Origin of the sequence: Comamonas sp. 26 (assembly GCF_002754475.1) — a bacterium.
GTDB lineage: Bacteria > Pseudomonadota > Gammaproteobacteria > Burkholderiales > Burkholderiaceae_C > Comamonas.
Genome location: NZ_PEFL01000003.1, coordinates 514,659 through 533,705 on the forward strand (window position 1 = coordinate 514,659; position 19,047 = coordinate 533,705).

Annotated in this window: 22 protein-coding genes; 8 read left to right on the plus strand and 14 right to left on the minus strand. The window is 61.0% G+C overall.

What is annotated here, in order from left to right:
• The first annotated feature begins 1 nt into the window (after position 1).
• A complete protein-coding gene (locus CLU84_RS20480; RefSeq protein WP_099739835.1) occupies positions 2-1,450 on the plus strand; it encodes an aldehyde dehydrogenase family protein in 1,449 nt (482 codons plus the stop codon).
• A 100-nt stretch (positions 1,451-1,550) separates the two neighbouring features.
• On the opposite strand, the gene CLU84_RS20485 is transcribed toward CLU84_RS20480, so the two are convergent.
• The 3 genes from CLU84_RS20485 to CLU84_RS20495 all read right to left on the minus strand — a co-directional run bounded on the left by CLU84_RS20485 (position 1,551) and on the right by CLU84_RS20495 (position 3,337).
• The gene (locus CLU84_RS20485) at positions 1,551-1,895 is read right to left on the minus strand and encodes a DUF4148 domain-containing protein (protein WP_099739836.1); all 345 of its coding nucleotides are present in this window, start codon (positions 1,893-1,895) and stop codon (positions 1,551-1,553) included.
• A gap of 266 nt (positions 1,896-2,161) precedes the next feature.
• Complete coding sequence (locus CLU84_RS20490) at positions 2,162-2,857, minus strand: LrgB family protein (protein WP_099739837.1); 696 nt, start codon at positions 2,855-2,857, stop codon at positions 2,162-2,164.
• A gap of 3 nt (positions 2,858-2,860) precedes the next feature.
• The gene (locus CLU84_RS20495) at positions 2,861-3,337 is read right to left on the minus strand and encodes a CidA/LrgA family protein (protein WP_099739838.1); all 477 of its coding nucleotides are present in this window, start codon (positions 3,335-3,337) and stop codon (positions 2,861-2,863) included.
• 76 nt (positions 3,338-3,413) lie between these two features.
• Here CLU84_RS20495 and CLU84_RS20500 point away from each other — a divergent pair, with 76 nt between their 5' ends.
• Positions 3,414-4,328 (plus strand): LysR family transcriptional regulator, encoded by a 915-nt coding sequence (locus tag CLU84_RS20500; RefSeq protein WP_099739839.1) that lies wholly within the window; start codon positions 3,414-3,416, stop codon positions 4,326-4,328.
• Between the two features lie 86 nt (positions 4,329-4,414).
• A complete protein-coding gene (locus CLU84_RS20505; RefSeq protein WP_099739840.1) occupies positions 4,415-5,056 on the plus strand; it encodes a pseudouridine synthase in 642 nt (213 codons plus the stop codon).
• Positions 5,057-5,062: 6 nt separating this feature from the next.
• Here the strand turns inward: CLU84_RS20505 and CLU84_RS20510 are convergent, their stop codons facing one another.
• From CLU84_RS20510 to CLU84_RS20520, 3 genes are all read right to left on the minus strand, one after another.
• Complete coding sequence (locus CLU84_RS20510; RefSeq protein WP_099739841.1) at positions 5,063-6,157, minus strand: hypothetical protein; 1,095 nt, start codon at positions 6,155-6,157, stop codon at positions 5,063-5,065.
• 121 nt (positions 6,158-6,278) lie between these two features.
• The gene (locus CLU84_RS20515; RefSeq protein WP_199173813.1) at positions 6,279-6,758 is read right to left on the minus strand and encodes a hypothetical protein; all 480 of its coding nucleotides are present in this window, start codon (positions 6,756-6,758) and stop codon (positions 6,279-6,281) included.
• A gap of 96 nt (positions 6,759-6,854) precedes the next feature.
• Positions 6,855-7,493, minus strand: a complete 639-nt coding sequence (locus CLU84_RS20520; protein ID WP_099739842.1) for an MBL fold metallo-hydrolase — start codon at positions 7,491-7,493, stop codon at positions 6,855-6,857.
• A gap of 338 nt (positions 7,494-7,831) precedes the next feature.
• On the opposite strand from CLU84_RS20520, the gene CLU84_RS20525 reads away from it, so the two are divergent.
• Positions 7,832-9,445: a Re/Si-specific NAD(P)(+) transhydrogenase subunit alpha gene (locus CLU84_RS20525; RefSeq protein WP_099739843.1), complete on the plus strand. Its 1,614-nt coding sequence runs from the start codon at positions 7,832-7,834 to the stop codon at positions 9,443-9,445.
• A gap of 21 nt (positions 9,446-9,466) precedes the next feature.
• Complete coding sequence (gene pntB / locus CLU84_RS20530) at positions 9,467-10,879, plus strand: Re/Si-specific NAD(P)(+) transhydrogenase subunit beta (protein WP_099739844.1); 1,413 nt, start codon at positions 9,467-9,469, stop codon at positions 10,877-10,879.
• A 111-nt stretch (positions 10,880-10,990) separates the two neighbouring features.
• On the opposite strand, the gene CLU84_RS20535 is transcribed toward pntB, so the two are convergent.
• Complete coding sequence (locus CLU84_RS20535) at positions 10,991-11,611, minus strand: LysE family translocator (RefSeq protein WP_099739845.1); 621 nt, start codon at positions 11,609-11,611, stop codon at positions 10,991-10,993.
• 105 nt (positions 11,612-11,716) lie between these two features.
• Between CLU84_RS20535 and CLU84_RS20540 the strand changes: the two genes are divergently transcribed.
• Positions 11,717-12,172, plus strand: coding sequence for an Lrp/AsnC family transcriptional regulator (locus tag CLU84_RS20540; RefSeq protein WP_099739846.1), 456 nt, complete (start codon positions 11,717-11,719; stop codon positions 12,170-12,172).
• Positions 12,173-12,333: 161 nt separating this feature from the next.
• On the opposite strand, the gene azu is transcribed toward CLU84_RS20540, so the two are convergent.
• Positions 12,334-12,789, minus strand: coding sequence for an azurin (gene azu, locus CLU84_RS20545; protein ID WP_099739847.1), 456 nt, complete (start codon positions 12,787-12,789; stop codon positions 12,334-12,336).
• Between the two features lie 201 nt (positions 12,790-12,990).
• A complete protein-coding gene (locus tag CLU84_RS20550) occupies positions 12,991-13,794 on the minus strand; it encodes an exodeoxyribonuclease III (protein ID WP_099739848.1) in 804 nt (267 codons plus the stop codon).
• Positions 13,795-13,804: 10 nt separating this feature from the next.
• Between CLU84_RS20550 and pyrE the strand changes: the two genes are divergently transcribed.
• Both pyrE and CLU84_RS20560 read left to right on the plus strand, forming a co-directional pair.
• Complete coding sequence (pyrE, locus tag CLU84_RS20555; protein ID WP_099740086.1) at positions 13,805-14,506, plus strand: orotate phosphoribosyltransferase; 702 nt, start codon at positions 13,805-13,807, stop codon at positions 14,504-14,506.
• Positions 14,507-14,514: 8 nt separating this feature from the next.
• The gene (locus CLU84_RS20560; RefSeq protein WP_099739849.1) at positions 14,515-15,189 is read left to right on the plus strand and encodes a DUF4124 domain-containing protein; all 675 of its coding nucleotides are present in this window, start codon (positions 14,515-14,517) and stop codon (positions 15,187-15,189) included.
• 30 nt (positions 15,190-15,219) lie between these two features.
• Here CLU84_RS20560 and CLU84_RS20565 read toward each other — a convergent pair whose 3' ends face one another.
• From CLU84_RS20565 to CLU84_RS20585, 5 genes are all read right to left on the minus strand, one after another.
• Entirely contained in the window at positions 15,220-15,579 is a 360-nt protein-coding gene (locus CLU84_RS20565) for a hypothetical protein (protein ID WP_099739850.1), read from the minus strand.
• Positions 15,580-15,674: 95 nt separating this feature from the next.
• Positions 15,675-15,893, minus strand: a complete 219-nt coding sequence (locus tag CLU84_RS20570; RefSeq protein WP_099740087.1) for a hypothetical protein — start codon at positions 15,891-15,893, stop codon at positions 15,675-15,677.
• A 90-nt stretch (positions 15,894-15,983) separates the two neighbouring features.
• Positions 15,984-17,114: an HPP family protein gene (locus CLU84_RS20575; RefSeq protein ID WP_233210323.1), complete on the minus strand. Its 1,131-nt coding sequence runs from the start codon at positions 17,112-17,114 to the stop codon at positions 15,984-15,986.
• Positions 17,115-17,248: 134 nt separating this feature from the next.
• Positions 17,249-17,815, minus strand: coding sequence for a nitroreductase family protein (locus tag CLU84_RS20580; protein WP_099739851.1), 567 nt, complete (start codon positions 17,813-17,815; stop codon positions 17,249-17,251).
• Between the two features lie 92 nt (positions 17,816-17,907).
• Positions 17,908-18,939: a hypothetical protein gene (locus CLU84_RS20585; RefSeq protein ID WP_099739852.1), complete on the minus strand. Its 1,032-nt coding sequence runs from the start codon at positions 18,937-18,939 to the stop codon at positions 17,908-17,910.
• Positions 18,940-19,047: the final 108 nt, after the last annotated feature.

Here is a 19,047-nt window from a genome sequence, read left to right on the forward strand (position 1 = left end):
CATGACGATGCACAACAACCTCATCAACGGCCAGTGGGTCGAAGGCAAAAGCTACGCCCCCAACACCAACCCCAGTGATCTGTCCGACGTGATCGGTGAATACGCCCAGGGCGATGCCAGTGATGTGGAGGCGGCCGTGGCCGCTGCCACGGCGGCTTTCCCGGCCTGGTCCACATCGGGCATCCAGTCCCGTTCTGATGCTTTGGACAAGATCGGCAGCGAGATCCTGGCCCGCAAGGAAGAGCTCGGCGATCTGCTGGCCCGCGAGGAAGGCAAGACCCGCGCCGAAGGCATTGGCGAAGTGGCCCGTGCCGGTCAGATCTTCAAGTTCTTTGCCGGCGAATGTCTGCGTTTGTCTGGCGAGACCCTGCCTTCGGTGCGCCCTGGCATCGGTGTGGAAATCACCCGCGAACCCATCGGCGTGGTCGGCCTGATCACACCCTGGAACTTCCCCATCGCCATTCCGGCCTGGAAGATTGCGCCGGCCCTGGCCTTCGGCAACTGCGTGGTCCTGAAGCCGGCCGATCTGGTCCCCGGTAGCGCTTGGGCCCTGGCCGACATCATTCACCGTAGCGGCATTCCCGCCGGTGTCTTCAACCTGGTCATGGGTCGTGGCCGCGTGATTGGCGAGGCGCTGGTGCAGCATCCGGGCATTGCAGCTATCAGCTTTACCGGCTCGGTGGGAGTGGGCCGTGGCATTGCGGCCGCCTGCGTGGCCTCGGGCAAAAAAGTGCAGCTGGAGATGGGCGGCAAGAACCCGCAAGTGGTGCTGGACGATGCCGATCTGGCACAGGCCGTGGAGCTGTCTGCACAAAGCTGCTTTTATTCCACCGGCCAGCGCTGCACGGCGTCCAGCCGTCTCATCGTCACCGACAAAATCTACCCGGCCTTTGTCGAAGCCCTGCAGGCCCGCATGGCAAAAATCAAGGTCGGCGATGCCCGTGCCGTCGGCACCGACATTGGCCCCGTGGTCAGCCAGGCCCAGCTGGAGCAAGACCTGAGCTATGTTGAAATTGCCAAGGCCGAAGGTGCCGTACTTGCTTCGGGCGGTGGCCGTGTGGCTTGTCATACCGGAAGCGGAAAGCAAGGCTTCTTCATGCAGCCAGCGTTGCTGGTGGATAGCACGCCCACCATGCGCATCAATCGCGAGGAAGTCTTCGGCCCCGTGGCCAGCGTGATCCGCGTGAGCGACTACGAAGAAGCGCTGGCCGTGGCCAACGACACCGAGTTCGGCCTGTCGGCCGGTATTGCCACCACCAGCCTCAAGTACGCCACGCACTTCAAGCGCCACAGCCAGGCCGGTATGGTGATGGTCAATCTGCCTACTGCAGGGGTCGATTACCACGTGCCGTTTGGCGGCCGCAAAGGCTCAAGCTACGGCCCGCGTGAGCAAGGCCGCTATGCCCAGGAGTTCTACACCACGGTGAAGACGGCCTACACCCTGGCCTGAGTCTTCTCAAAGCCAAAAAAGCACCGCTTCCTCGTCTGGATTTGGTGCTTTTTCCGTTGCCCCTGCCACCCTACCAGTTAGGCCTTGGGGGCTGCAGCCATTAACCGGCCATGGCCCGGTTTCTAGCTTCACGCGCTGCTGGCGTTTCGTTGTGCAGTTCTCGGAGTACTTCTTCGCGCGTTTTGCTGGGTCCCGTGACGGTGGGAGGCATGGGTAAATTGCTTTCACCGAAGGACAGACGACCTTCTCGCATGGCGGCCTCTGTCTCAGCCTTGACCTGTTCGCGTGTTTTCTGGCTGATGAAATGCTCTGGATACACCGCAACGCCTGCTTCAGTGTTGGTCGGATGCTCGTAGGCCGCAGAAGCCATCCCGGGCAAAGCCAGGGCCAGCACGGCGCCAGCATTGGCGAGCAGCAAAGAAATGGACAGACGACGTTGGGACATGGCGCAATCTCCTGATGGAAGTGGATAAGACCTAACTCCCACATGCCTTGGCGATGGGTGAGTAGATGGCTTCATCGTAGAAACCCGAACCCAACAGAATCAGGACAGCGAGGTGATATTCCTGTCAGTTTTCATAGCGCAGGAAAGTTCTCGATACGACCATGAAAAAGGCAGCGCCTCTGGAGCAGGAAGCGCTGCCTTTTTTCTGAATATTTAGGTGTTTTCGGCCGCTAACGCAGACCGGATATACGCAAACAGCTCCTGTTTTAGAAAAACAGCAGGCGCACCCAAGGCGCTGCCATCACGTTCAGCGCACCGGCAATCATCATCACCAGCGAGGCCATTACGGCCTGAACCTCACCCGATTGGCGGGCACGGGCCACGCCGCTGCCGTGGGCGGCTCCGCCCCAGCTGGCACCGGTGGCGAGCTTGCTGCGAATGCGGGGCAGAACGCGCAGCACGGTTTCGCCCAGCAGCATGGCGCTGACGCCGGTCAGCAGCACAAACAGCGCGGCCAGATCGGTGGGGCCGCCCAGCACTTTTTCGGCCTCAATAGCGAAAGGTGTGGTGATGCTGCGCACGGCCAGACCTTTTTGCAGCGCCTCTGACAGGCCAAAGGCCTCGGCAAACGCAATGGTGGTGGAAATGGACACCACGCTGGCCACCAGCACACCGGTGGCAATCGACATCCAGTGCTTGCGCAGCAGGGCGCGGTTCTCATGCAGCGGCAGGGCAAAGGCCACGGTGGTGGGGCCCAGCAGCCAGACCAGCCAGTGCGTCTGGGCGATGTACTGCGGGTAGCTCACGTGTGTGAGCAGGGACAGGCCGATCAGCACCATGGGTGTGGCGACGATGGGCATCAGCAGCGGGTGCGGGTGCTTGCGGTAAAGGCGTTTGTTGACCCCGTAGCAGGCCACGGTGGCCAGCAGCGACAGCAAGCCAATCACTTCATTGGAGAGCATGGCTTACTCCTTGCCCTGCGCCGCAAAATCACGGCTGGATTTGCGCCGTGCCAGCCACAGCTCGAAGCGGTAGACGCGGTCCACGGCCAGTGCGGTCACGGCCATCACGCAGGCGGTGCTGGCCACGATGACGGCCAGAATGCGCAGGCCTTGATGGCGGATCAGGTCGGGGTACTCGGTTACCACCAGCATGGCGGGCACGAAGAACAGCAGCATCTCGGCCAGCAGCCAGTTGGTGCCGGTCTGCAGCCAGCGGGCCTTGACCAGGCCGCTGAAGAGACCCACGGCCAGCAGCGCAAAGCCGATCAGCCCGGCCGGCATGCTCCAGCCAAAACGCTGGCGCAGCACATCCATGGCAATCCAGATAGCGCTGAGCAAGGCGACTTGCAGCACGGCTTTGGCCATTTGCCAAAGTGTCTGCTGGAGGGTATGGCTGCTGCCCTGAGCGCTGGGGGCAGCAGCTTCGGAAATCGATGACATGGGTAAATTCTAGGGTTTTCACTCATATTCTTGAAATGACTTATTCTCATTTTTTGCATGCAAAAAAGGAATCTCTATGGACTTGCGTGCCCTGCGTTATTTCATTGAAGTCGTGCGCCAGAACGGCTTTACCCGTGCGGCTGAAGCCCTGCATGTGACCCAGCCCACCATCAGCAAGATGGTCAAGGCGCTGGAAGACGAATTCGGCGGCCAGTTGCTGCTGCGCGAAGGCCGTGGCGTGCAGCTGACCGATGCCGGACAGGTGGTGTACGACCGGGGGCTGGAGATCCTTGAGCAGGCTCAGCTGCTGCGCAGCCAGGTGGCCGAGGTGGACAACATTACGCGCGGCGACTTGTCCGTGGGCATCATGCCAACCGCCGGGCACTACATGGCCCCGGTGATTGCGCTGTTTCAGCAGCGCTATCCGGGTGTGAACCTGCAGGTCGACGAGCAGGGCGCACGTGCCCAGTACCAGTTGATTCAGGAAGGCAAGCTGGACATGGCGCTGGGCCTGTTCTCGGAACCCGATCCGGCACTGGAGCGCTACACCGTGGCACGCCAGAAAACCCGTGTGGTGCTGCCCGCCAACCGCGTGAGCGACCCTGAAGAGCCCATGCACTGGAGCGATCTGCGTGACCTGCCCTTTGTGCTTTACACCTCTGACTTTGCCCTGCACGAGCATGTGCTGCAGCAGTGCGAAGCGGCAGGTTTTACGCCCCAGGTCAAGCTGCAGACGCGTTACTGGGACTTCATCGGTCACCTTGTCGCCGCCAACGTGGGTGTGGGCGTGATGTTCGAGCATGTAATCGCGCACTACGACCCGCAGCGCGTGGCCAGCCGCCCGCTGGTGGGGCCAGAGATCACCTGGGATGTGGCCCTGATGTGGCGGCCAGGCTATCTGTCGCGTGCCGCGCAGGCATGGCTGGACTGCGTGCGCAAGGTGTATCCGCAGCCACTGGTGGGTGCGGCCATTCCTGAATTTCAAAATTGATAGCTGCTTGCGTTTATCCAGTAGGCGCTACAAAGATTTTTGACCTAAAGCGCAGGCCTGTGCCGCTGGCGCTAAGCTTCTGAACCATGCCCCGTCCGTTTTCATCCAATCGCCCCAGCACCGCAAAGCCCAATACGGCGCGCCGCAGCAACGTGGTGCGCCTGAGCGCGCCCCGGCCCGATGTGACTCGCCTGCTGTGCTTTCACAAGCCCTATGGAGTGCTGAGCCAGTTCACGCCCGAGGGCAAATGGCAGGGCCTTAAAGACTGGATAGATGTGCCCGGCGTGTACGTGGCGGGCCGGCTGGATGCCGACAGCGAAGGCCTGCTGCTGCTGACCAATGACGGCCAGTTGCAGGCGCGCATTGCGGACCCGCGCCACAAGATGGAAAAAACGTATTGGGTGCAGGTTGAGGGCACGCCCGACGAAGCTGCGCTGCAGCGCCTGCGCGATGGGGTGGAGCTGAACGACGGCAAGACCCTGCCCGCCAAGGCCCGCCTGATAGCGCCGCAGCCAGAAATGTGGCCGCGTAACCCACCGATTCGCGTACGCCAGAACATTCCTGATTGCTGGATAGAGCTCATCATCCGCGAAGGCAAAAACCGCCAGGTGCGCCGCATGACGGCGGCCATCGGCCACCCCACGCTGCGGCTGGTGCGCATGGCCGTGGGGCCATATTCCATCGAGGGGCTGGAGCCGGGACAGTGGGTGGATGTGCTGCCCACCTGAGGCGGCTTAGCGCAGGCTATCGAGCTTGAGCAGCTCGTCTTCGTCTTCAGGTAACTCCACGGCCTGCCAGTGTGGCCAGCTCAGCCACGGACGAAACACATCCCAGCCAAACTTGACCTGCTGCAGATTACCCTTGAGCAGGGGCAGCGCCGCATTGAGCGCAATCTGGCGGCTGTGCAGGCATTGCCGCAAGGCTTGCATGCTCTGCGAACCATGACCCAGAAAGCGCTGCCGTGCCAGCCACTGCGCTGAAGGCTGGCACTGGGCATAAGCCAGCTGTAGTCCGTCAATGCTTTGATTTTCGACAACGGCCACCAGCGCCTGCAGATGGCGCTGCAGCTGTGCTTCATCCATCAGCCCGCCCAGTCGCAGCTCCAGCACGCCAGCCTGAAAGCGGTAGCGTGCAGGCAAGGCTGCACGCAGGGTGTAGCTGCTGCCGCTGCGCGAGCTGGCGCGGTGGCTGAAGACCTGGCTGCCCTGCTCAAGCAGGGGCTGCACCAGCGTCAGCAGGGCTTGGCGGTGCTCTGCGTCATCGACCATCAGCGCAATATCAAGCTGAGTGCTGGCATAGCCGCGCAGCTCCTCGCGCAAGACCATCCAGCCTGCCGCATGGGGCGATGCGAACATCATCAAAGGCATGGAAATAAAGCCCAGAAAGCTGGCTGCGAGTCCCCATGCCTCGCGTGTTTGTGCGGCCTGCTGGGCAGGTTTTTTGGTGCTCAGCACATTGCCTGTGGTGTTGATAAAGGTACCCAGTGCAATCGCACATGCAATGCCTGAAGCCAGCGATAGCATGTCGGGCGAATACAGGCCGCGGGGCAGCAGCAAAAAGGTTGCCATGCCCGCCGCGCAGCCTGCCCAGATGACCAGCAGCGTCAGCAGATAGTGCATGGCAGGGTGCTGCTGCGCCGCCTGCCGCGAGTCCAGTGCCGGGTTCTGTGCCAGCTCGCGCATGACCTGTTTGCGCCGCCACAGGCGCAAGGACAGCCAAAGGGTGGCGCAGACGATGAGCCCGGCAGCGAGACTGATGAACAGCGCCGAAAACGCCCACATCAGCAGCAGTGCCACCAGTAGCATGCCAATCCCGGCAATCCAGTTCATCCATCTTCCTTTTCTATAGCGGGTAGCGCTTGATACATCAGTGCAAGAGTGTGTTTTAGCGGATCATAAAAAAGCGCCTGCTTTGGCAGGCGCTTTGGGGGCAAAGGTTTGAAACAGTCGTTCAGGAGCAGGTTTTGTTATTGGCTCCGTGCATGCCAGCAGCCTTGGCTTCGGCCTCACTCATGTACTTGCCGTTTTTGGTCTGGCCGTAATAGCGGGTTCCGGGGCAGTGGTAGACCTTGCTGTCTTCATTGGCCCAGACCTTGCCTGCTCCCCCACCAGGTGCGGCCATCTTGGCGCCCGCAGCGGCCTTGGCGGTTGCGTCCTGATCGATACCCTTGCGGCCCGAGCAGGCTCCCTTGGAGGAGGCAGCGCTCATGCTCGATCCATCCTTGCAGACAAAGGTCTGCATGTCTGGCTTGGCTGCCGCTGGGGCCGGTGCCGGAGCAGCCTTTGCTGCTGGCTCTGCGGCAGGTTTGGCGGGCATCGGTGCCGTTTTTGCAGCCGGGGCGGCAGGAGCCGTTGCCGGAGCTTGGGCGAAGCTGGCAAACGAGCTGCCGACCAAGGCTGAAGCCAGCCAGACTTTCCATGAGTTGCGCATACGAAGGCCCTCCGAGTGGTGTAGCGTCACAAAGAGCGTGACACGCGCATGCTGCTACGGAAGGAGCGAATCCGCAAGAGCCGAGCGCGTCAGGGCTCAGGTGCCGCTGACGTAGGGGTTCACCTTGCGCTCCCGGCCAAAGCTGCTTTCGGGGCCGTGGCCGGGGATGAAGACTGTCTGGTCGCCCATGGGCCACAAGCGCTGCACGATGGAGTCAATCAGCTGCTGGTGGTTGCCCTGGGGGAAGTCGGTGCGGCCAATGCTGCCGGCAAAAATCACGTCGCCCACAAAGGCGCGGTCAATCTGCGCCGAGTGGAAGACCACGTGGCCGGGCGTATGGCCGGGGCAGTGGCGCACGTTCAGCGCCTCGTTGCCAATCGTCACCGTATCGCCGTCATGCAGCCAGCGTGTGGGTACAAAGGGATCTGCATGTGGAAAGCCAAACATCGCGCCTTGCTGGGGCAGGCCGTCAATCCAGAACTGGTCACCTTCGTGCGGGCCGATGATGGGCAGGTTGTGCTTGGCCGCCAGCTCGCTGGTGCCGCCTGCGTGGTCAATGTGGGCGTGGGTAATCCACAGCGCTTTGAGGTTCAGGCCCAGGCGCTCGACTTCCCATTCGATCTGCTCGATATCGCCGCCGGGGTCAATGACGGCGGCGTCCATGGTCTGGTCGCACCAGACGATGGAGCAGTTTTGCTGGAAGGCGGTGACGGGAACGGTGTGGTATTGCAACATCTGTGACTTGTATTTTTCGTGGGATGACGTAGTCTCGCGCGACGCGAACCCCGCAAGCATGACACGGCAGAGCCGAGGCATCAAAAGTGCCCATTCAGATTTTGGCGTCATCCCTCATTTGAGCTAGCAAAAATGCGCGTGCCCTATTTTGGTGCGTGCTGCTAACGTATTTGTGCTGCAAGGCAACGGGTAATGGCTTCATGGGAAGCGGCCCGACCCAGTTTCAAGATCATTCCGGCCGTGCCCATGCCTGCGTAACGCACTGTCCTCCCACTGGAGGAGTGGTTAGGGGTGGGTGAGCGTCTGGAAAACCGTTTTCAAACTCCAGGAGACTTTTCATGTCTACCCCTGCCAACCAGTCGACCAGCGCCCAGCGCATCGGCATCCCACGGGAAACCTTCCCGCTGGAAAAGCGCGTGGCCACCGTGCCCGAAGTGGTCGAAAAACTCATCAAGCTGGGTTTTTCGGTCTCGGTCGAATCCGGTGCTGGCGATGCGGCCAATTTCAGCGATGACGCTTACCGCGCAGCTGGCGCGGAAGTGTTGCCTACCGCCGCCGCTGTCTGGGCCGCTGCCGACATCATCTTCAAGGTGCGTCCGCCCACCACGGAAGAAGTGGCGCTGATGCGCGAAGGCCAGATTCTGCTGGACTTCATCTGGCCCGCCCAGAACCCCGATCTGATGCAGCAGCTAGCCGCCAAAAAGGTCACGGTGCTGGCGATTGATTCGCTGCCCCGTACCTTGTCGCGTGCCCAGAAGATGGATGCGCTGACATCCATGGCCGGTGTCTCGGGCTACCGAGCCGTGATTGAAGCCGCCAACGCGTTTGGCCGCTACTTCAACGGCCAGATCACGGCTGCGGGCAAGGTGCCCCCGGCCAAGGTGTTTATTGCTGGCGCTGGCGTGGCTGGTTTGTCGGCGATTGGCACGGCAGCTAATTTGGGCGCCATCGTGCGCGCCAACGACACGCGGGCTGAAGTGGCCGATCAGGTCATCTCGCTGGGCGGCGAGTTCGTCAAGGTCGATTACGAAGAAGATGGCGCGGGCGGCGGCGGTTACGCCAAGGTGATGAGCGAAGGCTTTCAGGCCGCGCAGCGCGCCATGTACGCGCAGCAGGCCAAGGATGTGGACATCATCATCACCACGGCCCTGATTCCCGGCAAGCCCGCGCCCAAGCTGATTACGGCCGAGATGGTGCAGAGCATGAAACCCGGCAGCGTGATCGTGGACATGGCTGCCGAGCAAGGCGGTAACTGCGAGCTGACCGTGCCTGACCATGCGGTGGTGCGCCATGGCGTCACCATCATCGGCTACACCGACCTCGCGTCGCGCCTGGCCAAGCAATCGTCCACGCTGTACGCCAACAATCTGCTGCGCCTGACCGAAGAGCTGTGCAAGGCCAAGAACGGTGTGGCCGTGGTCAACATGGAAGACGACGCGATTCGCGGCCTCACGGTGGTGAAGAACGGTGAAATCACCTGGCCAGCTCCCCCGCTGGCGCAAGCGCCAAAGCCTGCCGCCAAGCCCGCTGAAGCGCCGGTGGTGCAGAAAAAAGGCGGCCACGGTCATGGCTCCAGCGGCCCGTTGCCTGCCAAGACGCTGGTCATCATCTTTGCGGTGGCGGCTGCGGTCTTCTGGTTGATTGGGGCTTATGCGCCAGCGGCCTTCCTGGGGCATTTCACCGTCTTCGTGCTGGCCTGCTTCATCGGCTATATGGTGGTGTGGAACGTGACGCCTGCGCTGCACACGCCGCTGATGAGTGTGACCAACGCCATCTCCAGCATCATCGCCATTGGTGCGCTGGTGCAGATTGCGCCGCCGGATACGGCAGGCACAGGCCGCCCTGATGAGCTGATCCGCTGGCTGGCGTTTGCCGCCGTGGTGCTGACGGCCGTCAACATGTTTGGTGGCTTCGCCGTGACCCGCCGCATGCTGGCCATGTTCCAGAAATAAGAAGAACGAGAGAGAAACACCATGTCCCAAAGTCTCGCAACGGTGGCCTACCTGGGCGCCGCTATTTTGTTCATCCTGAGTCTGGGTGGGCTGTCCAATCCCGAAACCTCGCGCCGTGGCAACCTGTTCGGCATGATCGGCATGGGCCTGGCCGTGCTGGCCACCATCTTTGGCCCTCGCGTCGGCCCCAACGGCATGGCGTGGATTGTGGGTGCGCTGGTCGTCGGCGGCGGCATTGGTCTGTACGCAGCCAAGGTCGTCAAGATGACCCAGATGCCCGAGCTGGTCGCGCTGATGCACAGCCTGGTCGGTCTGGCCGCCTGCCTGGTCGGTTTTGCCAGCTATGTCGATACATCCATCCAGCTGAGCGGTGCAGAAAAAGCCATTCACGAGGTGGAAATCTACGTCGGCATTCTGATTGGTGCCGTCACTTTCTCTGGCTCGCTGATTGCCTTTGGCAAGCTCAACGGCAAGATCGGCGGCAAGCCCCTGCTGCTGCCAGGTCGCCACTGGATGAATCTGCTGGCGCTGCTGGTGGTGATCTGGTTTGGCCGTGAGTTTGTGCGCGCTGAAACCATTGCCGAGGGCATGCTGCCCTTGATCGTGATGACGGTGATCGCTCTGCTGTTTGGCGTGCACATGGTCATGGCCATTGGCGGTGCCGACATGCCCGTGGTGGTGTCCATGCTCAACAGCTATTCGGGCTGGGCCGCAGCGGCTACCGGCTTCATGCTGGGCAACGACTTGCTGATCGTGACGGGCGCGCTGGTGGGCTCCTCGGGGGCCATCCTGAGCTACATCATGTGCCAGGCCATGAACCGCAACTTCATCAGCGTGATTGCCGGGGGCTTTGGCTCTGGGGCACCCGCCAAGAAGGGCGGTGCCGCTGCGGCTGAACCTCAAGGCGAAGTGACGCCCGTGAGCGCACAAGAAACCGCCGAGATGCTGCGCGACGCCAAGAGCGTCATCATCGTTCCCGGCTACGGCATGGCGGTGGCGCAGGCCCAGCACACCGTCAACGAAATCACCAAGACGCTGCGCGGTCAGGGCGTGAATGTGCGCTTTGCCATTCACCCCGTGGCGGGCCGCATGCCCGGCCACATGAACGTGCTGCTGGCCGAAGCCAAGGTGCCTTATGACATCGTGATGGAGATGGACGAGATCAACGATGACTTCCCCGAGACGGATGTCGCCATCGTCATCGGCGCGAACGACATCGTGAACCCCGCTGCCCAGGACGACCCCAGCAGCCCCATCGCGGGCATGCCGGTGCTGGAAGTGTGGAAGGCCAAGCAGTCCATCGTGATGAAGCGTTCCATGGCATCGGGCTACGCCGGTGTGGACAATCCGCTGTTCTACAAAGAGAACAACCGCATGCTGTTTGGCGATGCGAAGAAGATGCTGGATGAAGTGCTGGTCGCACTGAAGAGCTAATAACTCTTCATAAAAAGTAGAGCGGCTAGCGCTCGTCTTTCAGGGATTTCAGGTTTAAAACCATCTGAATCCCTTGATTGACAGGTGCTAGCCGCTCTTGTTTTGGTGCGATCAATGCAGTGCTATTTCGACCAGCAGCAGCGTGGCAAGGCCCAGCATCAGCGCGCCCGAGATGCGCGACACCAGCAAAGCGGCAGATGGCCTTGTGCGCAGCACCCTTTGCGATCCCCATCCCACGCCAAAGTACACCACGGCGCAACTGGCTGCATGCAAAGCGCCCAGCGCCATGATTTGCGCTGACACCGGCCAGCTGTCATCTGGCCGCACAAACTGCGGCAGCAGGGCCAGCAGGAGCAACAGCTGTTTGGGGTTGAGCCCGCTGACGCTGGCACCTTTCACCGTCCAGCGCCAACGCGCTTGTGGCTGCGCGTCGCTGGCGTGGCTGATGACGGCGGGGCTGCGCCACAGGCCTATGCCCATCCAGGCCAGATACAGCGCCCCGGTCGCCGTCAGTGCCGTCAGCAGGGCAGGGCTCTGCGCCACCAGCGCGCCCACACCGGCGGCGACCGCCAAGGTCGCCAGCAGTGCGCCGCAGGCTAAGCCTATGACGGCAGGCAGCACCAGGCGACGCCCGCGCAGGCCCGCTGAAATCGCGTAAGCCCAGTCCGCACCGGGGGTGAGAACCAGAAGCAAGGAGACGGCCCAGAATGCAGTCAAAGCGGCGAACGACACGGTATTCCCTCGAAAAGCGTTGATGCAGAGAGAATATGGAAGTGCTAAGAGAATGTGCTCTCATAAATCGCCTGATTGATGCTTTGAATTGGAAGAAATCACCTCGTGAACTCGCTGGATCGAAAAATTCTTGCTGCGCTGGAAAATGATGGACGCCTTACGGTGACCGAACTGGCCGAGCAGGTGGGGCTGAGCCTGTCGCCCTGCCACCGCCGCGTGCGGGCGCTGGAGGAGACGGGCGTCATCCGTGGCTACCGGGCCGAGCTGGCCCCGGCGGCGCTGGGGCTGGATTTTTCGTCGCTGGTGTTTGTCACGCTCAAGGACAGCAAGTCCGTGCCTGCCTTTGAGGAAGCCGTGGCCCAGCTGCCCAGCGTGATTCAGGCCCAGCGCCTATTTGGTGACCCGGACTATTTGCTGCAGGTGGTGGTGCGCGATCTGCCCGCCTACCAGCGGCTGTACGACGAGCGCCTGACCCGCCTGCCCGGCGTGTTGCGCATGACGTCCACGCTGGTGATGAAGCATGTGGTGATCAACCGCCCGCTGACTTCGGCTATGGAATAAAAAAAGCGCCGGTGACGCGAACCACTGGCGCTTTGAAAACGTTTTTCTGCTCCTGATATGAGATCTTCTATCGCTTGTTCTGCCTATGTTTTGAGATGAAAACTCTCTAAGAACATTGCGGATCAAGCGTTAGAAGCTTCTCTATCAATAGCGTGCTGAGATCAGGAACCCAGCTTGAGCGTGCCCTTCATCAGAGCCGAGTGGCCTGGGAAGGTGCAGAAGAAGACATAGTCGGTGCCAGCCTTGAGCTTGGTCACGTCGATGTCCATCTTGGTGGTTTCGCCGCCGCCGATGACCTTGGAGTGGGCCAGTACGCGAGCATCGCCAGCCTTCACGTAGTCAGCAGCTGCACCAGCGGCCATGCCGTCGGTGATGGCGCCTTGCATGTCAGCCGCTGTGCTGATAGCGATGTTGTGGCCCATGGCCGTCTTGGGCATCTTGCCCACATGCTTGAGCGTCACGCTGAATTTCTTGCAGGACTTGGGCACATCAATGTTCTTGACGTTGAACTGCATGGCATCGTTGCTTTCCACAACGGTTTCGCAGCCTGCCGCCATGGCGGGCGCGCTCAGAGCGCCAGCAGCACACAGGGCCAGGGTCATCAGAATCTTCTTCATTGGCTATTCCTTTTTTTAAAGCAAAACGGGAACCGGTGCGGCGCTGTCGCCTACTGGGTTCCGCGCTTCATTTTTCCAAAACAACAGCCATAAACCCAGTACAAATCATGCTCGCATGGGTTGCAGTGTTGCACCTTGCGCTAAAGCAAGAACTGGTGCATGTAGGTGTTTACCTTCGTTGGAGCCACTGCGGCCAGAGGTTTACATCGCGAAGTCGTAGCCGATGGTGATGGGCGCGTGGTCCGAGAATTTCTCACCCTTGTAGATGGACTCGGTACGCGCCAGCGCGGCGGTGGTCGGTGTGGCCAGGTGGTAGTCCAGACGCCATCCCACGTTGTTTGCATAGGCCTGGCCTCGGTTGCTCCACCATGTGTAGCAGGCGTCCGTGGTGTCGGGCTGTAACTGGCGGTACACGTCAATCAGACCGCCGGTAATTTCAGTTTTGTGCAACAACTTTGTCATCCACGCCCGCTCTTCGGGCGTAAAGCCGCTGTTCTTCTGGTTGCCACGCCAGTTTTTCAGGTCCGCCTGCTGGTGGGCGATGTTGATGTCGCCGCACAAAATGAACTCACGCTCGGACTTGAGCGCCATCAGGTGGGCGTGCATCTTGGCCAGAAAGCGGAACTTGGCCCCCTGGCGCTCTTCGCCCGAGCTCCCGCTGGGAAAGTAAGAGCTGATGATGGAGAACTTGCGGCTGGGCGTGTCAAAGCGGACTTCGACATAGCGGCCTTCGGCATCGAACTCTTCGGCATCAAAGCCGACGATGACATCGCTGGGCTCATGGCGTGTGTAAACGCCTACCCCCGAATAGCCTTTCTTTTCGGCAAACTGAAAGTAGCCCTTCATGCCGGCCAACACCTCGAAACGCCCGGCCATATCCGGGGCCTGGGCCTTGATTTCCTGGACGCAAATACAATCCGGCGCAGTGGCTTCGATCCAGGCGTGTACGCCTTTGGTCGTTGCAGAGCGGATACCGTTGAGGTTGAGGCTGGTTAATTTGAACAAGGATGAATCCATGGTGGTAGATAAGCAGCCATTGGACGGTGCAGACCGTCTGGCGCAGGATTTTGTGCAGTTTGCCGTTGATTCGGGCGTGCTGCGTTTGGGTGAGTTCAAGACCAAGGCCGGGCGTCTGAGCCCGTACTTCTTCAATGCAGGCCTGTTCGACGATGGGGCCAAGATGGCTCTTCTGTCTGAATTCTATGCAAAAGCCATTTTGGCCAGCGGCATGGAGTTTGATATGGTCTTTGGCCCCGCCTACAAGGGCATTCCTCTGGCTGCAACCGTGGCGGTGGAGCTGGCGCGCCAGGGCAAGAACGTGCCTTTCGCTTACAACCGCAAGGAAGCCAAGGACCACGGCGAAGGCGGAACGCTGGTCGGCGCTCCCCTCAAAGGTCGTGTGCTGATCATTGATGATGTGATGTCGGCTGGCACGGCCGCGCGCGAGTCCATTGCTATCATCAAGGCCGCTGGTGCTGAACCCCATGCCGTAGCGATTGCTCTGGACCGCCAGGAAATGGCGACCGAGAACGGTCAGGACGTGGCCCACAGCGCGGTGCAATATGTGCGCAACCAGCTGGGTATGCAGGTTTGTGCGATTGCCAAGCTGGCAGACTTGTTGCTTTATCTTGAGCAGCAAAGCAGCGGAGCCGGTGGTGAGCATCACGAACGCGTGCTGGCCTATCGCCAGCGTTACGGTGTAGAAGACAAGGAATAAACAGGCAAATGAAGCAGGCGTTACATGCAAAACTGGGTTTGTATGTGGTAGCTACCGTCTGGGTCGGGGCTATGCCCGCTTACGCCCAGGCGCCAGCCAATACTGGCGGTATCTACGCCTGCACGGATGCCAACGGGCGGCGCATTACTGCCGACAGGCCCATTGCCTCCTGCGTTGACCGTGAGCAGCGTGTGCTTGGCAACACCGGCGTTGAACTGCGCCGTGTCGCTCCTACGCTGACTGAGCAGGAGCGCAATGCGCTAGACGCCAAGCGCCGCCAGGAGCAGGCGGAGCAGGCGCGCATGCGTGAAGAACGCTCGCGTGATCGCGCCATACTGGCTCGCTACCCCAATCAGGCCGCACATGATGCCGCCAGAGCAGAGGCCGCAGGCCAGGTCGATGATGTGATTGGCGTGGCCCAGCAGCGTCAGGTCGAGCTGAAAGAGCGCCGCCGCAAGCTCAATACCGAGCTGGAGTTCTACCAGAATGACCCCAAGAAGGCCCCTGCCAGCCTGCGTCGCCAGCTGGATGACAACACCGAAACGCAGGCAGATCAGCAGCGCTTCATCAAGCAGCAGGATGAAGAAAAGCAGCGCATCAACCAGCGCTTTGATGCCGAGCTGCAGCAGCTGCGCAAGCTATGGAGCGAGCAGCAGCCTCCGGTAGCTCCGCGCTCGCACTGATGTACTGATTGAGTCGCTACAGAGCGAGTTTTAGTCCTGGTCCTCGTGGCCGCTTTTGTGCATTGCCATCACACGGCCCAGCAGCAGGGCCGCAATCCAGGCGATACCTCCGACGATCAAAGGCGCTTGCACCAGCAGCGGAGCTTGCGCCATCAGCATCAGTGCATCGGCCTGCCATAGCGTGCGGTAACTGGTGAGCAGGCCATAACCCAACCACAGCAGCAAGCCAGCACTGGCGATGGAGGCCATGGTGCGCATATTGCGCCCGTCACGGCTGCCTGCGAGCGTGCGCAAGGCAGCGCGCCACAGCCAGCCTATGGCGGACAGCACAAGAAGCACACAGGCACAAAGAGACAGCGGCAACCACAGGGAAAGAGGAATCAGCGACATGGCGCGGCACTTTAGCCCAGTTGTGTAATGTACCCATCGTCAGAAAACAAAATACCCACCGAAGTGGGTATGCCTGAAGTGCTCTCCAGGGACTTTCAGGCTGCGAGCCAGACTGCATGGTTGCCTGGCACAGGCTGAATGCCCAGCACTGCGGCATGGCGGGCCAGTAGCTCCTCAAACGTCTTGATGGATTCGCTGCTGGCAGCGCTGCCTTCGTATTCTGTAGCGACTTGCGTTGCGGTGAAGGAATGGGCTCCAAAGCTTTGCACGATATTGCGCAGCTTGTCGAGGTTGGGGGTGAACACAGCGTCCATGGCAGCAACTCCTTTTTCGGCAATCAAAGCTCTACGTTCCACAGTTTAGCGAGCAAGTCGTGCAGGGCAAGAGGAACTCTGCGCACAGGGCTAATGATTTAGCGAGAGCAGGGTGCGAATGACGTCAGAGCGGGTGATGACGCCCACCAGCGTCTTGCCCCGCAGCACTGCAATGAACTGCACGGTGTGCGATGCCAGCTCTTGCAGCAAATCGCCCAAGGGAGTGGCTTCCTGCACGCTCATCTCGGGGGCGCGCATCAAATCCTGTGCCACGGATTGCTCTTTCGATGGCTTGGCACGCAGACGTTGCCACAGGTTTTGCTGCTGCCGCGCGCGGTGGCCTTGCCACAACCAGTCAAACAGGTCGGCACGCAGAACGCGGCCAATCAGCTCGCCCTGTGCATCGACCACGGGCAGGCACTTGACGAGGTGGCGGTGAAACAGCTCGGCTATCTCTTCCAGCGGGGTTTGCGGGCTCACGCTCACAAGCTTGGCAGACATGACCTCGCCACAGCTCACGGCGCTCATGCGGCGCTTGATGGCATCTTCTTCGGCAGCAGCCAGCATCACGCCCAGATCTTCGGGCGAGAGGTTGTTGCTCTGGTCAAAGCGCTGCAGTAGCTGCTCCAGGTCCTGCTCGCTCAGCGCCAGTTGCGTGGCTGGGCGCTGGGCCTTGGCGATCTGGGGCGGCTGGTGCAGATAAGGGCGGCCGCAGGCGCGGTGGTAGAGCACACCCACCGCGACCAGCACCGCCGAGAGTGCGGCCATGGGCACCAGCAGATACCAGCCCATAGGCAGCAATTGCTCGGCAGAAAGCACCGTCAGCAAGGCCACGGCACCGCCCGGCGGGTGCAGCGCACGCATGGCCAGCATGATGGCTATGGCCCCCCCCACGGCCAGTGCAGCCATTGAGGTCTGGGAGAGTGTGGGAAATGCCCAGAGCAGCAGCAAAGAATAGAGCGCCGGCACGGTGTTGCCGACCACGCAGTTCCACGGCTGGGCCAACGGGCTGCTTGGCACGGCAAACACCAGCACCGCAGTCGCACCCAGTGGTGCGAACAGAAAGAGGGCATGGGGCAGGAAGTGATCGACCATGCCCACCAGCATGCCGGCCAGAGCCAGCCCCAGACCCGCGCCTATGCAGGAGCGAATCAACTCCTTCCACGATGCGCGGGAGGCCACAGGGCCCAGGCGTTGCCACAGTGTTTGAATGAGGGGCATATCTTTGTGCGGTTAGTTATCAAAAATGATAGCTTTCTGCGCAATGTTGTAGTTGTTATGCGGTGATTTTGACAAAAAAGCGCCACAGGGCGAGCGGTGGCGCTTTGTGCACAGATGTGCTTATCGTGCCTGTGTCAGGCGGCTGCGGGCACGGCCCCGGCGCTCAGCAACTCGGCCAGTGGCTTGCGCTGTGAGGGTACTTCACGCTCGCGCAGATCGTCGGGCAGGGTGGAGGCATCGGCACGGCGACCAACGGCAATCACGATCTCGGGCACCAGATGTTCGGGCAGGCCCAGCACCGTGCGGGCTTCATCGGCAGAGAAGCCGCCCATGGCATGTGTGGCAAGGCCCATGGAGTGGGCCTGCAGCGCCAGATAGCCCCAGGCGCAGCCCGCATCAAAGCTGTGCTTGGCGGATGCCTGCTTGTCCGACAGCAGCACAATCAGCGCGCCGGCATTCAGGCACCAGCGGCGGTTGAATTCATTGGGCAGCTGCGAGAAAGCCTGCCAGTTGGCATCGCCGCGCAGGGAGTAGGCAAAGTGCCAGGGCTGCTTGTTGCTGGCTGAAGGAGCCCAGCGGGCGGCTTCTGCCATTTGCTCCATCTGTGCGGTGCTCAGCGGCTCAGCCACAAAGGCGCGGGGCGACATGCGCTCCAGAAACTGGGGCTGGACGGGGGCGGTGCTTGTACGTGTGGTGCTCATCGTGATATCCGGAAAATGAAACAGGCCCGCTCCAGAAAGAGCGGGCCTGAAACCATAGCGCAAGCTGCAGTCTGTGTGCTGGAGTCAGGAGATCAGGACTTTTGACCAGCTTGCGCGCCGGTGCTGCGCATGTGGCGCTCGATGCGGATCATCACCAGCACCATCATCACCATGACCAGGCAAGAGATCAGCATGGTCGCAAATGCGGTGTCAATGCCCAGAAAGTCCCATTTCTCGGCATCGGGGTTGTCGCCGCGAATCTTCATGGCCGTGCGGTCAAACGACAGCGTGTAGTTGGTCAGCAAGGTGCTGACAATCTGCGCTGCCGGTTGCTGCTGCAGTTTTTTCGCCAGCTTTTCGTTGCCCAACACGGCTTGCAGCGCCGCAGGCAGGCCCTTGATATAGGCGGCATAAGCGCCTTCGCCATGTTCCATCTCGGCAGCCTGTGCGCGATCGTTGATTTCAGCAGTCAGGTTGACGGCGTCCGTCAGGAGCTCGTCCATGGCCTGCGCAGCGATTGCCGCAGCGGCATCGTCAGCCGCCTGCGCTGCGGCGCGGGCCAGCCGCTCTTCACGGGTGAAGGTGATGCGGCGCGCTGTCCAGGCCGCGTCGACTTCGGCAGCGGCTGCGTCGGCGGCCTCCTTGTCGCAGCAGGAGTTCTCACGCGCTTCGCGCATTTTGATCTGGCGGTTGACCTCGTCAGCAGACGGTATGGCATCGCCCTTGAGCAGGGGGTGAATCGGCTCCAGCCCCTGGCCGGAATTTTCCTGCTCGATGCGTTTGCGGGCAGCGGTATCTTTGTAGATAAAGCCGCGCAGCAGGCCGTCGGCCTTCTGGAAGTCCGGGCGCAGGGCGGGGTCGGCCAGACGCTTTTCCAGAGGTGTCGAATTGCTCAGGCTGCTGAGGTCGCGGCCTGTTTCATCCTCCATGAACTTGACGTCATAGGGCGCGTCCTTCCAGTTCAGCGCCGTGGGTGTGGTCAGGGCTGTATCGGGATTTTTGGGTTTGTAGTGATCCCAGAGCCAGTTGCCCATGCCGATGAGGACGAAGACAGAGAAGGCCAGAAGCACAAGGCGCAGAACTTGTATCAACAAGTCCTCAGCTCGGCGCAAGAGGGTCAACATAGGCAATAAATCCTTTTCAAAAGCTTGTGGCGTAAGCGCTTGCAACTATGAAATTGGAAGCGTTGGATGCCTGGAATTTTAGGAAATGAATCAGAAGGTCGTATTTTG

Coding starts and splice junctions, on each gene's coding strand:
- CLU84_RS20480 (WP_099739835.1), top strand. CDS start 2: ATGACGATGCACAACAACCTCATCAACGGCCAGTGGGTCGAAGGCAAA.
- CLU84_RS20525 (WP_099739843.1), top strand. CDS start 7,832: ATGTCTACCCCTGCCAACCAGTCGACCAGCGCCCAGCGCATCGGCATC.
- CLU84_RS20490 (WP_099739837.1), bottom strand. CDS start 2,857: ATGCTCTCCAATGAAGTGATTGGCTTGCTGTCGCTGCTGGCCACCGTG.
- CLU84_RS20585 (WP_099739852.1), bottom strand. CDS start 18,939: ATGTTGACCCTCTTGCGCCGAGCTGAGGACTTGTTGATACAAGTTCTG.
- CLU84_RS20485 (WP_099739836.1), bottom strand. CDS start 1,895: ATGTCCCAACGTCGTCTGTCCATTTCTTTGCTGCTCGCCAATGCTGGC.
- CLU84_RS20520 (WP_099739842.1), bottom strand. CDS start 7,493: ATGTTGCAATACCACACCGTTCCCGTCACCGCCTTCCAGCAAAACTGC.
- CLU84_RS20565 (WP_099739850.1), bottom strand. CDS start 15,579: ATGTCGCTGATTCCTCTTTCCCTGTGGTTGCCGCTGTCTCTTTGTGCC.
- CLU84_RS20495 (WP_099739838.1), bottom strand. CDS start 3,337: ATGTCATCGATTTCCGAAGCTGCTGCCCCCAGCGCTCAGGGCAGCAGC.
- CLU84_RS20510 (WP_099739841.1), bottom strand. CDS start 6,157: ATGAACTGGATTGCCGGGATTGGCATGCTACTGGTGGCACTGCTGCTG.
- pyrE (WP_099740086.1), top strand. CDS start 13,805: ATGGTGGTAGATAAGCAGCCATTGGACGGTGCAGACCGTCTGGCGCAG.
- azu (WP_099739847.1), bottom strand. CDS start 12,789: ATGAAGAAGATTCTGATGACCCTGGCCCTGTGTGCTGCTGGCGCTCTG.
- CLU84_RS20570 (WP_099740087.1), bottom strand. CDS start 15,893: ATGGACGCTGTGTTCACCCCCAACCTCGACAAGCTGCGCAATATCGTG.
- CLU84_RS20505 (WP_099739840.1), top strand. CDS start 4,415: ATGCCCCGTCCGTTTTCATCCAATCGCCCCAGCACCGCAAAGCCCAAT.
- pntB (WP_099739844.1), top strand. CDS start 9,467: ATGTCCCAAAGTCTCGCAACGGTGGCCTACCTGGGCGCCGCTATTTTG.
- CLU84_RS20515 (WP_199173813.1), bottom strand. CDS start 6,758: ATGCGCAACTCATGGAAAGTCTGGCTGGCTTCAGCCTTGGTCGGCAGC.
- CLU84_RS20580 (WP_099739851.1), bottom strand. CDS start 17,815: ATGAGCACCACACGTACAAGCACCGCCCCCGTCCAGCCCCAGTTTCTG.
- CLU84_RS20500 (WP_099739839.1), top strand. CDS start 3,414: ATGGACTTGCGTGCCCTGCGTTATTTCATTGAAGTCGTGCGCCAGAAC.
- CLU84_RS20575 (WP_233210323.1), bottom strand. CDS start 17,114: ATGCCCCTCATTCAAACACTGTGGCAACGCCTGGGCCCTGTGGCCTCC.
- CLU84_RS20560 (WP_099739849.1), top strand. CDS start 14,515: ATGAAGCAGGCGTTACATGCAAAACTGGGTTTGTATGTGGTAGCTACC.